This window comes from uncultured Lactobacillus sp. (assembly GCF_945290125.1).
GTDB classification, from domain to species: domain Bacteria; phylum Bacillota; class Bacilli; order Lactobacillales; family Lactobacillaceae; genus Lactobacillus; species Lactobacillus rizhaonensis.
Map to the genome: position 1 here is coordinate 1 of NZ_CALYQV010000010.1, position 15,447 is coordinate 15,447.

Consider the following 15,447-nt stretch of genomic DNA (forward strand, 5'->3'; position numbering starts at 1 on the left):
AAATAGCTTTTTATCACCTTCAACAGCCCAAGTAATAGTATTGGCTGAACGCACATTTTTTAAAGCTGATTGATCTGCGACTTTATTACCGCAACCAGATAAAAGGAACATTCCGATTAGTAGCGAGATTGAGCAAATTATTTTTTTCATGACAATGTCCCCATTTTAATGCGCTATTATTTTGCTTAAGAACTGTTGAGCACGATCTGTTTTAGGCTGCTTAAAAAAGGAAGTACTGTCATCATCTTCTACAATCTGACCCTGATCCATAAAGATAACGCGATTAGCTACTTCTTTAGCAAAACCCATTTCGTGTGTCACAATCAAGGAAGTCATATCACTGGCTGATGTCACCTTTTTAATTACTTGTAGCACCTCATCAATCATTTCTGGGTCAAGTGCTGATGTTGGTTCATCAAAAAGTAATAATTTGGGATGTATTGCTAAAGACCGAGCGATCGCCACACGTTGCTTTTGCCCACCAGATATTTGCGCCGGCATATTTTGAGCCTTATCTGACATACCAACCATATCAAGCAGATGCATTGCTTGCTTTTTATTTTCGTCTTCGGGTAAATGACTTACTATTCTAGGCGCCAGCATGACGTTTTCCAAAACATTTTTATTTTTATAGAGATTAAAATGCTGAAAAACCATTCCCACATCTTGACGCAATCTGTTTGAATCAGTCTTGGGATTGGATAAATCCTGATTGTTGACTATCAGCTTGCCACCTTGAATTGATTCCAACCGATTTATTGTTCTAATAAGCGTACTTTTACCAGAACCGGAAGGTCCAATCAAAACAACAGTTTCACCCTTATCGATTTGTAAATTGATATTATGCAACGCGTGAAATTTGCCATAAAATTTCTGCACGTCATGAAATTCTACCATTGACACAATTAATGCTCCTTTTAGCAGTTTTAATTTAACTATCCAACCTATTTCTTATCAATTGATTAATTAATCAAAAGTGCATCCCGTCAACACTACATTTTGTTACTCGACGTACAAATTTTAGCGGTTTTATATTATGGTTTAAGTTATCAAACTATTTCTGCCATCTATTAAATTGTTTTTATTAGCTTTTATTCTTTTATTCATTGCGTGAGTATGATTTAACATCTTGTTCAATTTCACGAATAAATTCGTCAAAACTCTTTGCAATTTCGTCTTCAGTACCATAGCGACGAACGTTAACACTGTTATCCTTGAGCTCCTTGTCACCCAAAACAAGGGTATATGGTACTTTTTGTGTTTGTGATTCACGAATTTTGTAGCCTAATTTTTCGTTACGTAAATCAGCTTCAGCTCTAAAGCCTCTCTTATTAAGCTCATTACGAACTTTCTTAGCATAATCTGAATGAGCGTCCAAGTTTACGGGTATTACTTCAACTTGAACTGGAGCTAACCAGGTTGGGAAAGCACCCTTGTATATTTCGATCAAGTAAGCGATAAAACGTTCCATAGTTCCGACAATACCACGGTGGATCATAACTGGACGGTGTTCTTCACCATCTTGACCAACATAAGTTAAGTTAAAACGTTCAGGAAGCATGAAGTCTAACTGAATAGTAGACATGGTTTCATCAGCTCCTAAAGCAGTCTTAGTCTGAATATCAAGCTTAGGACCGTAGAATGCGGCTTCACCTTCTGCTTCGACATAATCAAGGCCCATATAATCCATTGCCTTTTTCAGCATTGATTGGCTTCTTTCCCACATTTCATCATTGGCAAAATACTTTTTAGTATTCTTCGGGTCACGATAGGAAAGTCTGAAGTAGTAATCGGTGATGTCAAAGTCTTTGTATACATCTAGAATCAAAGTTAAAATCTTAGAAAATTCACTTTGAACCTGGTCTAAGGTAACAAATGTATGACCATCATTTAAAGTCATTTCTCTTACGCGTTGTAAACCTGACAAAGCACCAGATTTTTCATATCTGTGCATCATACCCAGCTCTGCAATTCGAATTGGCAACTCGCGGTATGAACGAATATGGTGCTTATAAATTTGAATGTGTGACGGACAATTCATAGGACGCAGCTCAAGCATTTCCCCGTCTCCCATATCCATCGGTGGAAACATGTCATCACGATAGTGTGCCCAGTGGCCTGATGTTTTATAAGCGTCAACGTTCATGAGCACAGGGGTATAAACGTGTTGGTAACCGTCAGCTACCTCTTTATCAATAATGTAACGTTCAACTACCCGGCGAATTGTTGCTCCTTTAGGCATCCAATAAGGTAATCCAGCTCCGACTTTGGGATCTACAAAGAATAAATCAAGATCCCGGCCAATTGTTCTGTGATCACGTTCTTTAATTTCTTCACGACGCTTAATATCCGCATTTAAATCAGCCTTTTTAAAGAAGGCTGTACCGGAAATTCTTTGAAGCATAGGGTTAGATGATTGACCTTTCCAATAAGCGCCAGCAACCGATAACAATTTAAATTGCTTAATCTTTCCTGTATTAGGCAGTAACGCGTCGAAGCCAAAGTCAATGAAGCCACCCAGCTTGTATACTTGAATTTGATTATCTTTTTCTGCTTTTAGCAATTCACTTTTATACGGATCATCTTTAAAAATTTCAGATAATTCTGCTTTTGACATGAAAGAAGATTCAATTTTATTTCCAGCCTTAATAACTTTTTTAATTGCTTTTTCTAATTCTGGAAGTTCATTAACTTTAATCTGATTTTCTTTGTCAGTATCAACAAAAAATCCATCTTCATTAGCTGCATGTTCACCAAAATGAATCTCAGGATAAGCTTTTTTAGCAACAGCTTCAAAAACAAAGGCTACTGTAGCCCGTAAAATATTTAAGCCTACTTCATCCTTATCGGTAATAATTGCAACTTCAGCATCTTTATTTAATTTGTAGTCCAAAGAAACAACTCGACCGTTTACTTTTGCTCCAATAGCAGCTTTACCTAAGGATGTACCTATATCATGTGCTAAATCAGAAACTGATACTCCATCTTCATATTCCTTTTTAGAACCATCTGGCAAAGTAATTGCAAAACTCATTTTTTCCTCCAAAAATCAAATAAATAAAAAAATCCCAGTGCAGTTAAGCACTGGGACGTTAATTAACGTGGTTCCACCCAAAATTTAGTCTGGACTCCAGACTATCTCGTTGAAGATTATAATGGATCTAACCCATCTTTTTAATTTCAGGTACGAATGAGTGGGTTGTAACACTAATGGAAGCTTCCAGAATAATGCTTCTCTCTCTGAATCGTATCACAACATGTTCATTCATTGCAGTTAATTATAACCCAATAATTTTTTAATGCAAGTATATTTTCACTAAAAATATTCAAACTGGACTTCTTAGTCACTAATGCCGCCGATTAGGACCAGAGATGACTATTTCAGTGGCTAGAGAATGTATTCTTTCCATTAATCTGGCAGCTTTTACTGGTTCAATAGCATTTTTGGTCTCTTTGAAATGATCTTCTAAGTCATTCATAGCAAAGTTGGACGAAAAGAAGGTTGGCAAAATATTATCCATTCTTGCTTGTAAAATTACTGCTAAAACCTCGTCGCGTGACCACTGACTCAAGTTTTCCGCACCGATATCATCAAGTATTAATAAATCACAGTTTGCGATTGTGTGAACTTCATCTTGCAGACTATTATCATTAAAATGGCTTGCCAAACTGGCAATAAAAGTAGGAACATGTAAAAAAACAACATATTTGTTCATGGCAGCAACCTGATTTGCCAATCCCGCCAATATATAGGTTTTACCAATACCAAAATTACCTGATAAATATAACCCCTTTTGATGAATATCCTGAGAATAATGATATAAAAACTTTTGAATAGCTGTCATTACTTCTTTTCTTTCAGGAGTCAGTTCAATTTGACTCAAACGAATATCATGCAGTCCGTCAGGTAAATTAATTAAGCGTAAGTGTTTCTTAATACTAATTTCTCTATCATGAATCAGCTTACTGTCCTCAGGAACGAACTTTAAACTAATTGCATTTTTATTCATAATTAAATCAGGATAATATCCTTGAGTTACCGGGTCTTTTTTATGTTGACTGAGATAAAACTCGAAAAGGCTGGGTAAGCTTTTATCAATTATACTGTCGTTAAGCTGCTCTTGGTGCTGGCTGATAAATTGTTGCACTTTGGGCTCAGCCAATACTTTTTGTTTAATTTTAGCAGTACTCTCGTCTTCTGCTTTAGCTGTTTGTCCTTTAACCATAATTTTTTTGATGGATTGCATTTTTTCACCTACTTCATGCCGTTTTTATCTTCAAAATTCTTGAAAAATTCTTTTAATTCTGCACTGGAAACATCCGATTTTACTTTTGGCTTTTGTTTGTTCCAATCCGTGCCCTTTTCAACCGTTTTTCTGGGAGCAAAAGAACGATAACGACCGCTTCTTTGTTCCTGTACCTTTTTTCTCTTTTCCATGTATTCCAAAGCTTGACTAGCAGTTTTAACCCCGTGCTGCAGCCAATCATGAAGTATTTTATTTGCTAGGCGAAAAGAGACATTGGGACCACTCTTTAAACAAGCATAAGTCAAAATATTAAGCAATTCTGCCGGTATTCCTTTATCGTTATATAAATTATCAAGCACTTGATATTCACTGGCATCAACAAAATCATTTCGCTCGGTTTTTAAATGATACAAAAACTGAGCTGGAGAATCAGATTGAGCTTTCTGTAATAACTGTTGTTGCTCTTCATTTAAGTGACTATTATTGACGACCTTGTCTGTTATTTCTTCCATTTTTGGCAAATGCCGGCGCGTGTCACTGCCATGAATACTGTTAGCGATAGATTGCTTAATTTGACGCATATTCAAACGATAATCACCATGTAAACAAGGTATTGCTTCGTCAACAAATTCTTGCTCAGAAAGTCCGTACATGCGCATAACAGCTCGAATAGCTTCTTCATTCTGATCAATTTCACTGCCCGCAATTTGATAAATTTCAAATTGTTGTTTCATAAAATCCCAGTCAATATGATCTTGATCATTAACGGTGGCAAAATCTTTAGAAGCATATCTGTTTTCTTTAGCAGCTTTTTTAACATCAATTGAAGGATCAATTGCTTCTTGGTCAGGTAAATGAAAAACTTCCATAAAGGATGCAGATACGTTAGGTGCTTCCTTTATACCACTTATGCTGCTTTGAGTTTGCTTTGTTTCTCTGGCAAACTCATGGCTCAATTTATTAAAGACTGTAATACCGACTTTTTCTTTTAATAAACTTGCTAAAAGTGCGGTTGTAAAAAATTCACTGCTGGAAGGAACATTCTTAAGTTCGAAACACAAAACATGACCCATAATTTGGTTAGCAAGCAAATGGCTTTCAATTAGACCAACTGCTTCAAGTTTATGCAAAGCAGGAAACAATTTTTTGATATCACAGTCCGCTTGTTCCTGCAAGAAATAGATACCTTTAGCATCAGAGAGCATCGCCTGCGGATTGTAGTCTTCATTTAAGCTTAAATAAACTGCCAGTGCCAAAGATCCTATGAGTGGCTGGTATAATTTGATTAAAACTCTTAAATCATTAGGAAAAATATCTACCCTGTTAGCAATGAAAAATGGTTGTTTGGGATCATTTGTCTCAAACATAATTAATTACCTTTCTCTCTTTTTGCAATCATGTCTTCCATGGTTTTCATGAAACTGGACATATCTTTAAATTCACGATAAATAGAAGCAAAACGAATGTAAGCGACATCATCAATTTTAGCCAGTTCATCCATTACTAATTGACCAATCTTTTTGGAAGAAATTTCACTAACTCCTTGCTGACGAACTTTGTTTTCTACATGATCAACTAATTCTTCAAATTGAGAACTAGATATTGGACGCTTTTGTCCCGCAGCCATTACGCCGTGTAAAATTTTTTTACGGTTAAAAGGTTCACGAGTGCCATCATTTTTGATTACCAGTAGTGGTGTAGTCTCAACTCTTTCAAACGTAGTAAAACGAAAACCACAGTTTTCACATTCACGCCGCCGTCTGATTGCACGATTTTCATCACTGGGACGAGAATCTATTACTTTTGATGCATTTTTGTGACAATTTGGACATTCCATATTAATACTCCTCTTTTATTTTAAGAAGCAACTGCTCAAGTTGATATTTCAGAGCTTGCTTTGTACCAACATTTTTAATTACAAAGTCAGCTAGTTTTTCTTTCTGAGACAAGGGCATCTGACTGCGGATGCGTTTCAAAGCAGCATCTTTACTTAAGTGATCCCTTAACATCAGCCGCTTTAACTGCAAAGATTCAGGTATTGCAATTAATAAAGTGCAATCACAATATTTTTGACCATTTGCTTCAAACAAAACTGGTGCATCTACAATAATTAAAGGTTTTTTAGCAACCTTGTTTAGCGCAATTTTAGCTTGTATTTCTTTAAAAATCAACGGATGGGTAATTTTATTAAGAATGTCAAGTTGCTTTTCGTCATTGAAAACTATTTGTCCTAAAACTGCCCGGTTGATTGATTGATCTTCAGTGATTATTTGAGGGCCAAACTGTTTTCTAACTAATTCATAACCTTTATTGCCAACATTTAATATATCATGAGCTATTTGGTCACAGTCTATAACCGGTATGTGTTTTTCCCTAAAAAAGATATCTGCTGTGCTTTTGCCACTGGCTATTCCACCAGTTAAGCCCAAAATAGTTGTCATTTATAGATCACCTGACATTTAGGACAAAAAGTAGTTCCACGGCCGTTTACTTTAATTTTTTCAAGAGGAGTTCCACAACGCTCACAAGGTTCGCCCTTGTGACCATATACTTGCAACATTTTTTGAAAACCACCAGTCTTGCCGTTAGCATCGAGATAGGTATGAACAGTAGTACCCCTTTCTGCTATAGCTAATTCTATCAACGAATTAATATTATCGTGCAGTTCTGCAACTTTTTTTGCTGGAATACTATTAGCCATACTTAATGGGTGAATTTTTGTTTCCCACAAAACTTCATCCACGTAAATGTTACCAAGGCCGGCCACTACTGATTGATCAAGCAATGTATTTTTGATATTTTTCTTTTTACGAGCTAAGCCATTTTGCAAGTATGAAACTGTAAACACCTTTGAATTAGGTTCAGCACCCAATTTGCCAATACCAGTATTTTCTTTCTCTGTGCCGGTTTTAATCAACTGCATGCGTCCGAATTTACGCACATCATTGTAACGCAAAGCAGAATTATCGTTAAAAACAATTTGCACATGATCGTGTTTATCTTTTTTGGTATTTACTTTGACTAAACGATATTTACCTTCCATGCGTAAATGCGATACCACAGTTAAATGACCACTGAGACGAATAAGCAAATATTTAGCATAACGATCAATTGTTTCTATTCTTTTACCAGCTAATTGACTGGCAAATTCATGGGCATCGCCAGTTATTATTTTAGGATACCAAACAGTTACTTCTTTAATCGTTTTTCCCTTAATCAGGGGAAGTAGCGTCCGTCTGACAGTTTCAACTTCTGGCATTTCGGGCATTAAAATTACTCCTTACTTAGCATCAAACCAATTGTGACCATAGCCGGAATCAGCTACAAGAGGTATATCGAGTCTCACAGCAGATTGCATTACTTCTGGCACAATCTTTTTAATTGTTTCTAATTCATCTTTTGGCACGTCAAAAATCAACTCATCATGAACCTGAACCACCATCTTAGTTTTAAGATGCATCTCATCCAATTTTTTCTGCATGTTAATCATTGCAATCTTGATTATATCTGCAGCTGAACCTTGAATTGGTGAGTTAATCGCAGTTCTTTCCGCAAATGAGCGCACATTATAATTTTTGGCGTGAATATCTGGCAGATAACGCCTTCTGTGCATTATTGTTTCGGCATAACCTTTTTCTCTAGCAACTTGAACTGCATTATCCATATAATCCTTAATTTGCGGATATTGTTCAAAATAATTATCAATAAATTCCTTGGCTTGTTTTCGACTGATATTAAGATTTTTAGATAAGCCATAATCAGAAATGCCATAAACAATACCGAAGTTGACGGCTTTTGCTCTGCGACGCATTAACGGTGTAACGTCAGCAGTTGATTTCAGATGAAAAATTTTCATAGCCGTATGAGCGTGGATGTCATAACCCGTTCTGAAAGCTTCCTGCATTTGTTCATCACCGGAAACTTGTGCCAATACTCGTAATTCGATTTGAGAATAATCACAGGAAAAAATGTAGCCGTCTGGTTCACTTGGAACAAACGCTTTTCTAATTTGCTTTCCCTCCTCCGTTCTGGTAGGAATATTTTGTAAGTTAGGATCAACTGAGGACAAGCGACCAGTAGCAGTCAATGTTTGCAAGTACCTTGTATGAACCCGACCGTCTTTTTGGATAACATCCAATAGGCCATTAACATAAGTTGACTGTATTTTGGCAATTTGCCGGTAAGTCAAAATTTGATCAATAATTGGGCTTTCATCCCTCAACTGATTCAAAACATCAACAGAAGTCGAATAACCAGTTTTAGTCTTTTTAACTGGCTTTAAGCCCATTTTTTCAAACAAAATATGACCTAATTGTTTAGGTGAATTAATATTAAATTCTTCACCGGCCTCATCATAAATTTGCTTTTCCATTTTCTTGAGGTCAACCGCAAATTCATCCTGGAGCTGCGTTAAAGTATCAGCTTGAACCTTGATACCATTTATCTCCATGACAGACAAAACCCGCGCAACCGGTATTTCAATGTTGGCAAAAAGGTCGTCCTGCTCGTGTTCTTTTAGTTTAGCCAGCAGAGTATCTTTTAAGTTCTCGATTGCCTCTATTTTACCAGCCAAATGGTTAAACAACACCTGATCGTCCTCTGGAATATGGACGCTTTTACCTTTGCCGTAAACGTCGTAATCGCTTTTAACCGAATCATCACCGTACATGCGACAAATTTCGCCCATATCGTCAGAATTGTTTTCATTATTGATCAAATATGAAGCAAGTAACATGTCATAATCAATTCCGCGAGCATGAATACCCAATCGGTTTAAACCAACTGTAGTTCGTTTTAAGTCAAACACATTTTTTGCAATTTGCTTATTTTCAAGTAAATTCTTAAGTTTATCTTCTTTTAATAACTCCACGTTGCGACTAACAAATATTTTCTGATCAATTTTTAAGGCAAAACCAACAAAATCTGCTAAATGATAGTTGGCACCCAGCATTCCTAAGTAAAAAGTAATAGTTTGACCATCTTTAACTGCAAAGTTGTTAATGTCATTTCCCTTAAGCTCTGTAAAATGAACTGTTTTATTATTTTTTGCGGGTTGTTCTTTTGATTGTGAAGCACTTCCTGGATCCAGTTCACTCAAGAACTTACGAAAATTCATCTTTTCATAGAATCTGCGCAATTTTTGATAATCGACTTCACGCCTTTTGACATCATCAATACCAACAGTTAACGGGGCATTACGATCAATTGTTGCCAGCTTTTTACCTAGTAGAGCCTTATCTTTATCATTAATCAGGTTTTCTTTCATTTTAGAAGGCTTCATATCATCTATATGATCATATAGATTTTCTACTGAGCCATATTCCTGAATAAGTTGTGAAGCTTTTTTGGGCCCTATTTTGGTAACACCATGATAATTATCCGAATTATCACCCATTAATGCTTTCATATCAATGAATTCAGTTGGAGTGACACCATTAACTTCTTTCATGTGTTCGGGAGTATAAGCTTCCAAGTTTAAAACACCGGATTTAGTAACCATAACAGTAGTTTGAGGAGATGCCAGTTGCGTCAAGTCCTTGTCGCCCGTAACAACTGTGATTTTAAAGCCCTCTTTTTCTCCAATAGTTACAAATGTACCAATAATATCATCAGCTTCATAGTTATCAAGCTCATACGTAGAAAGACCCAAATCATGCAAAAGTTCCTGAATGTAGGGTAATTGCTCAGATAATTCTGACGGGGTTTTCTGTCTACCACCTTTGTAGTCTTCATACATACTATTCCTAAAAGTTGTTTTACCTGCATCAAAAGCAACTAAAACATGGTCAGGTTCAACGTCATTCAGCACGACATCAAGCATATTTTTAAATGTATAAATGGCGTTAGTGTGTAATCCTTCAGGATTTCTAAAATTTTCAAGTTGGCGGTACAGTGCATAGAAAGCACGAAAGGCAACTGAATTACCATCAATTAAAAGTAATTTTTTATCAGCCATTTGATCTCCTTAAATTTAAACCAAGTTTCTTTATTTAACTACCATTTTAACAGTTTTTCCATTCATCTTGTACGATACCGATTTCTCTGTACCTTATTACATGTAAAATCTGTTATAAAAAGCAAAAAGATCAAGTCTTGAAACTCGATCTTAATAACTTAATTTATTTTAGTAATCTTTCTAAAGCATCTTCGTATTTCTGGATATCGCCTGCGCCCATAAAAACAATGACACTGTCTTTGTTCTGGGTTAAGTCTGAAATATTATCAAGGTCAATTACTTCAGAACCAGGAATTTTAGCTACCAAATCATTACTTGAAATGTCTCCGCTAGCTTCTCTAGCTGAAGCATAAATAGGAGTAATGTATGCTTTATCCACTGAACTTAATATTTCTACGAAATCTTGCGCATATTTTTTTGTTCTCGAAAAAGTATGGGGCTGAAAAACGACAACTAAGCATTTATGGGGAAACCTTTGTCTAGCAGCTTGAATTGTCGCACGCATTTCAGTCGGATGGTGGGCATAATCATCAATGATATTAATATCCTTAAAGTCCTTTTCAGAAAAGCGACGTTTTGCCCCTTGATAAGTAAGTAAGCCCTTTTGAATGTCTGCTAGCGGAATGTTTTCAGTATAAGCAACAGCTATCACGGCAGTAGCATTCAAAATATTATGATCGCCAAAAAGATGAATTGTGAACTTACCTATCTTCTGACCGTGCTTTAAAACTGTAAAACTTGAGCCTATAGTATTGCGGTTAACGTCAACCGCCTGAAAATCATCATTTTCTTCAAAGCCATAAGTGTATTTAGGAATGACAGAATGCAGTTGTCTTAATCTGTCATTACCTCCCCAGACAAATAGTCCCTTTTGGGTTTGATTAGCTGCAGTTTGAAAGGCTGAAGTATAATCTGCTTGATCTTTAAAATAATCCGGATGATCAAAATCAATATTGGTCATGATTTGATAATCAGGGTGATATGCCAAGAAATGGCGACGATACTCATCAGCTTCATAAACAAAAAAGCGGGACCCTTTAACTCCTTTTCCTTCACCATCGCCTATTAGGTATGATGTGGGCGCTGCTTCACCCAAAACATGAGCTAAAAGACCAGTAGTAGAAGTTTTGCCATGAGTTCCAGAAACACCAATACTGGTATGCATCTTGATTATTTCTTCTACAGTATCAGGATAGCTCTGCCAGGCAATCTTCTTTTCTTCACAAGTTTTTACTTCTACGTTGTCATCTTTAAACGCATTTCCTTTAACAATCACCTGACCAGAATCTTTAATATTGTTTGCACTAAACTCTGCCACTTTAATTCCAGCTTTTGCGAGCGGTTCTTGTGTAAAAGTATATTTTTTGATGTCACTACCAGCGACATGAAAACCTAAATCATTTAATACTAAGGCTAAAGAAGCCATTCCAGTTCCTTTAATACCGATAAACCAAATTTGCTTATTTTTATCTAACATTTGCCAAACTCCATAATTTTATCATTGCCTCTTATTTTATCATTTCTAACAGAAAGTGTGCAGAAACAATGAAAAGCCATAGCTCACTTTTGCATTACTATGAAAAAAGACTCTACCAATAACTTGATAGAGTCCCTTAATCTTATAATTTAATTTGTCCACTTGCCAAAAGTGCATCGCATTTGTCAGGATCAAACGCGTCTCCCACAGCAAAAGTGTCTGGAACTACTAAAATTCCCCGTTTTTGCGGTGCGTGCGGCAAACCTAATTCTCGAGCCGAACAAATCATCCCATAAGAATCAACATGACGTAATTGACCAGGCCAAATCATTTGGCCATTTGGCATTAAAGTGCCAGGTAAAGCCACCACTACTTTTTGCCCTTGAGCAATATTAGGTGCACCACAGACAATTTGATGTTCCTCATCAGGGCCAACCTCAACAGTAGTGACATGAAGGTGGTCAGAATCAGGATGTTTTTCGCAGCTTTTGACATAGCCATAAACCAGCGTCGGCTTACCGTAAGCAAGTTGATCATTAAAACCGACTTCTGCCAGCTTTTTATTTAATGCTACTAAATCGTCATTAGTCAGTTTAACTTGACCGTCTGGCAATTTGTCATAAGCAATAATTTGGTCGACATTGAAGAAATTATATCCAGTCACATTGCCATCTTCATCAGTAATTCGTGTGACATCGTCTTTTTCCTCATATTCGCTCTTGCCCTTATCCTGACCTAAAATTACAATTAGGGTATTGGGATAGCTACGTTTATTAATACTAGTAATCATTAATCAATTATCCTCTTTCACTTAGTCCAGTGACCGCAAAAAGCTCTCAACTTCTTCTTTGGTTTTACGGTCCTTATTAACTAGTCTACCAATTTCTTTACCATCTTGGTAGACCACAAAAGAAGGAATACCCATGATATTCATTTCCTTAGCTACATCTACAGAACCGTCACGGTCAATTTGATAAAATTTACTATCAGAAAAATCTTTTTCAATCTCCGGCATAAACGGATCCAAAAAACGGCAATCAGGACACCAACCAGCAGAAAATTCTAAAACCACACGACCATTTTTGGTAATAGCATCTAATTTTTCTTGATCTAATTCTTTTATTTGTTCCATTTTGAAAAAACCTCTCAATCCTTATTATTACCTATTTTACCCCAAAATCCGCATGCAAGGCATAAATTGGGTTGCCTTGGCTGGCAAATTTATGCTCATACTCGGTTTCAATATTTGAAGTCAAAATCTCTTCTTTTTCATTATGGAGGTCAACTGTAACAAAATCAAAATGCATGCCAAAATTATTCATACTCTGAAGAGAATAAGCAAAAAGACCTGCATTATCTGTTTTAAATTGTATCTGACCATTTTCTTGCAAAACAGTCTGGTATTTTTGCAAAAAAGTTTTATAGGTTAATCGTCTCTTTTCGTGCCTAGTTTTAGGCCACGGATCACTAAAATTTAGATAAATGGTATTTGCACTATGTTTTTCGAAAAAGCAGTCAATATTAGCAGCATCTGCGCATAAAATTTGTAAATTAGACAAATTTTTTGCCAGTTTTGAACGTAAAATGATGCCAGCTGCTGTCATTTGCAGTTCAAGCGCAACAAAATTTTTTTCAGGATGTTCAGCAGCCATTGTAGTGATAAATTTCCCTTTACCTGGACCAACTTCAATTTCCAATGGCTTTGAAATATCAGCAAACCGTTTTGACCAATCGATCTTTTGAGTCGGATCAGGGCGATCTATCATACTTTCTGGATGTTCTTGCACAAGTTTTACAGCCCACGGTTTGTTACGTAGTCTCATTTATTTACAACTTCCTTTTCTTTACTTTTGCTGGTAAGTATAACCTTAATACCGCACAACTGAAAACAACTAAAATCCCCATTGCTTCAAACAAATGTAAACTGATAGGTAATGTTATCAGCCATGAAATACTGATGATGAACCATTGTACCAGCATTATTCCAGCAAGCGCAGAAACGAGATCTAAACCTCGTTTAGTGCGCTCAATAGGATAAACACGATACATGATATTGTTATCAAATTCATCAACCATTGGGACTAACTGGTAAATAGTTAAGAATACTACTAAGCAGGACAAGCCTAATGCCCAAAGCCAATTCTGCACTAACCAAGAGATTAAAATTGCAAAAGCAGTCATCCTGACTACCAGATTAATGTTTTCAGGATTACGAAGAATTGAGCGCCTATACAAAAACTTATTAGGATTTTCCATTGTCAAATTTTTGGGCAATAAAAAGTCCAAATATTTCCGTCTTTTAATATTGGTTTGCCTTTCCTTAACATCGGTGAACATGCTATAAGCATTATAAACAACGTTTTTACGTTTTTCTTCCTGCTCAATGGCAAATTGCCAGTCAAAAAGGGCCACATGTTGCGGTTTTAAAATCAAAATAATCAAAATAATTATCAGCAAGCCTGCAACAATTATCATACTTTTTGGTCTAAACATTCCCAATGCGAATAAAAAAAGGAAAAGGATATTTACCATCGAAATGGCAATTTTACGGTTAAAAAACAAATTATATTCCATAATTTTAAGCTGCAACATCTTAGCTAGAAAAACAGCAAAAACTGCGAAAATATAATCTAAAGGTTCAATCCTTGCTTTAATCGTAGCAAATGGAAATATAGTTCCTGCTATCAAAGCTAAGCAAATTGTAGGTACGATCAGGCTGTAATTTAACATTGGTTGCAAATATGATGATAAATTTTCATCCTCAGGCAGTAAAAATTGTAAATCAGCTGGTTTTAGCAGTGTTACCAGTTTGCCTATTAAAAGTGGCAGCCACAGCAAAACACCAACTAGGGGACGGTAATACCATAGATTTTCAGGCATGGTCTTCATTGCCTGTGCATACCAGAACATGAGTGCTCCAAAAAGAAAAATCAGAGCTAAGATAAAGAAGTCATTAAAAACCAATACTAGATATTTCAAAGACTGACGCAAGTTTTCCTGTAGCCTCTTTTTAGCCAAATTACGCATTTTGTTGCTCCTGACTTAAAATTTGGTAAATTTGGTCAAATGAATCCGTTTCCTTCAGACCATAATATATGCGAATTTCAGCCAAAGTGCCGGCAGCCTTAATTTTGCCATTGTTTAAGACCGCATAACGAGAAACTGCCTGCACACCGTCACCTAAAATGTGAGTTGACATTAACACCATTTTGCCCTGACCAGCAGCATCTTTAATCAATTGCACTAAATTAGCCACTGCCAACGGATCAAGTCCTGTGAACGGCTCATCGATTACCAGTAAGTCAGTATTTGCTAAAAACGCGGAAACAATCATCACTTTTTGCTTCATACCCTTAGAAAAATGAATCGGCAACCAATCTAACTTGTCATCCAGCCTAAACAATTGTAGCAACTCACGGGCCTTTGCCCAAGCCTGTTTTTCATCTAACTGGTAACTAAGAATTGTCAGGTCAAGATGCTCTTTTAAAGTCAATTCTGAATATAAAACTGGCGTTTCAGGAATGTATGCGACCTGTCTTTTAAATTTAGTAGGTTGAGCCGCTAAATCAATGCCATTTAGCGTAATTTTCCCTTTTTGCGGTCTTAGTAATCCTAGAATGTGTTTAATAGTAGTAGATTTACCAGCGCCATTTAGGCCAATCACTCCAAGAACCTCTCCTGGTTTAATTTCCAAATTAATATCTTTAATGACCGGCACACCAGTATAGCCACCTGTCAAATGCTCAATTTTTAAAGTCATAATTCCT

Annotated in this window: 14 protein-coding genes; all 14 read right to left on the bottom strand. The window is 36.3% G+C overall.

The features are described 5' to 3' along the window. Nucleotides 1-165 precede the first annotated feature (165 nt). On the bottom strand, nt 166-903 hold the full coding sequence (locus Q0K80_RS02865) for an amino acid ABC transporter ATP-binding protein (RefSeq protein ID WP_294602853.1): 738 nt from the start codon (nt 901-903) through the stop codon (nt 166-168). A gap of 196 nt (nt 904-1,099) precedes the next feature. After that, nucleotides 1,100-3,034 carry a threonine--tRNA ligase gene (thrS, locus tag Q0K80_RS02870; protein WP_294602856.1) on the bottom strand — a complete coding sequence of 645 codons (1,935 nt, stop codon included), beginning with the start codon at nt 3,032-3,034 and terminating at the stop codon, nt 1,100-1,102. A 313-nt stretch (nt 3,035-3,347) separates the two neighbouring features. Next, nucleotides 3,348-4,247, bottom strand: a complete 900-nt coding sequence (dnaI, locus tag Q0K80_RS02875; RefSeq protein WP_294602857.1) for a primosomal protein DnaI — start codon at nt 4,245-4,247, stop codon at nt 3,348-3,350. 8 nt (nt 4,248-4,255) lie between these two features. Beyond that, a complete protein-coding gene (locus tag Q0K80_RS02880; protein ID WP_294602860.1) occupies nt 4,256-5,614 on the bottom strand; it encodes a DnaD domain protein in 1,359 nt (452 codons plus the stop codon). Between the two features lie 2 nt (nt 5,615-5,616). Then, nucleotides 5,617-6,084, bottom strand: coding sequence for a transcriptional regulator NrdR (gene nrdR / locus Q0K80_RS02885; RefSeq protein ID WP_046325124.1), 468 nt, complete (start codon nt 6,082-6,084; stop codon nt 5,617-5,619). Nucleotide 6,085: 1 nt separating this feature from the next. Beyond that, nucleotides 6,086-6,688, bottom strand: a complete 603-nt coding sequence (coaE, locus tag Q0K80_RS02890) for a dephospho-CoA kinase (RefSeq protein WP_294602865.1) — start codon at nt 6,686-6,688, stop codon at nt 6,086-6,088. Beyond that, nucleotides 6,685-7,515, bottom strand: a complete 831-nt coding sequence (gene mutM, locus Q0K80_RS02895) for a DNA-formamidopyrimidine glycosylase (RefSeq protein ID WP_294602867.1) — start codon at nt 7,513-7,515, stop codon at nt 6,685-6,687. The genes coaE and mutM overlap by 4 nt, the downstream gene beginning before the upstream one ends. A gap of 12 nt (nt 7,516-7,527) precedes the next feature. Continuing rightward, nucleotides 7,528-10,203 (bottom strand): DNA polymerase I, encoded by a 2,676-nt coding sequence (polA, locus tag Q0K80_RS02900; protein WP_294602871.1) that lies wholly within the window; start codon nt 10,201-10,203, stop codon nt 7,528-7,530. A gap of 163 nt (nt 10,204-10,366) precedes the next feature. After that, entirely contained in the window at nt 10,367-11,680 is a 1,314-nt protein-coding gene (gene murC / locus Q0K80_RS02905; protein WP_294602873.1) for a UDP-N-acetylmuramate--L-alanine ligase, read from the bottom strand. Nucleotides 11,681-11,822: 142 nt separating this feature from the next. Then, nucleotides 11,823-12,470 (bottom strand): YtpR family tRNA-binding protein, encoded by a 648-nt coding sequence (gene ytpR, locus Q0K80_RS02910; RefSeq protein ID WP_294602875.1) that lies wholly within the window; start codon nt 12,468-12,470, stop codon nt 11,823-11,825. A gap of 21 nt (nt 12,471-12,491) precedes the next feature. Next, nucleotides 12,492-12,812, bottom strand: a complete 321-nt coding sequence (locus tag Q0K80_RS02915) for a thioredoxin family protein (RefSeq protein ID WP_294602878.1) — start codon at nt 12,810-12,812, stop codon at nt 12,492-12,494. Nucleotides 12,813-12,843: 31 nt separating this feature from the next. After that, the gene (gene trmB / locus Q0K80_RS02920) at nt 12,844-13,503 is read right to left on the bottom strand and encodes a tRNA (guanosine(46)-N7)-methyltransferase TrmB (protein ID WP_294602880.1); all 660 of its coding nucleotides are present in this window, start codon (nt 13,501-13,503) and stop codon (nt 12,844-12,846) included. Nucleotides 13,504-13,507: 4 nt separating this feature from the next. Continuing rightward, nucleotides 13,508-14,707, bottom strand: coding sequence for an ABC transporter permease (locus tag Q0K80_RS02925; RefSeq protein ID WP_294602882.1), 1,200 nt, complete (start codon nt 14,705-14,707; stop codon nt 13,508-13,510). Beyond that, on the bottom strand, nt 14,700-15,440 hold the full coding sequence (locus Q0K80_RS02930; protein ID WP_294602885.1) for an ABC transporter ATP-binding protein: 741 nt from the start codon (nt 15,438-15,440) through the stop codon (nt 14,700-14,702). The genes Q0K80_RS02925 and Q0K80_RS02930 overlap by 8 nt, the downstream gene beginning before the upstream one ends. Nucleotides 15,441-15,447 lie beyond the last annotated feature (7 nt).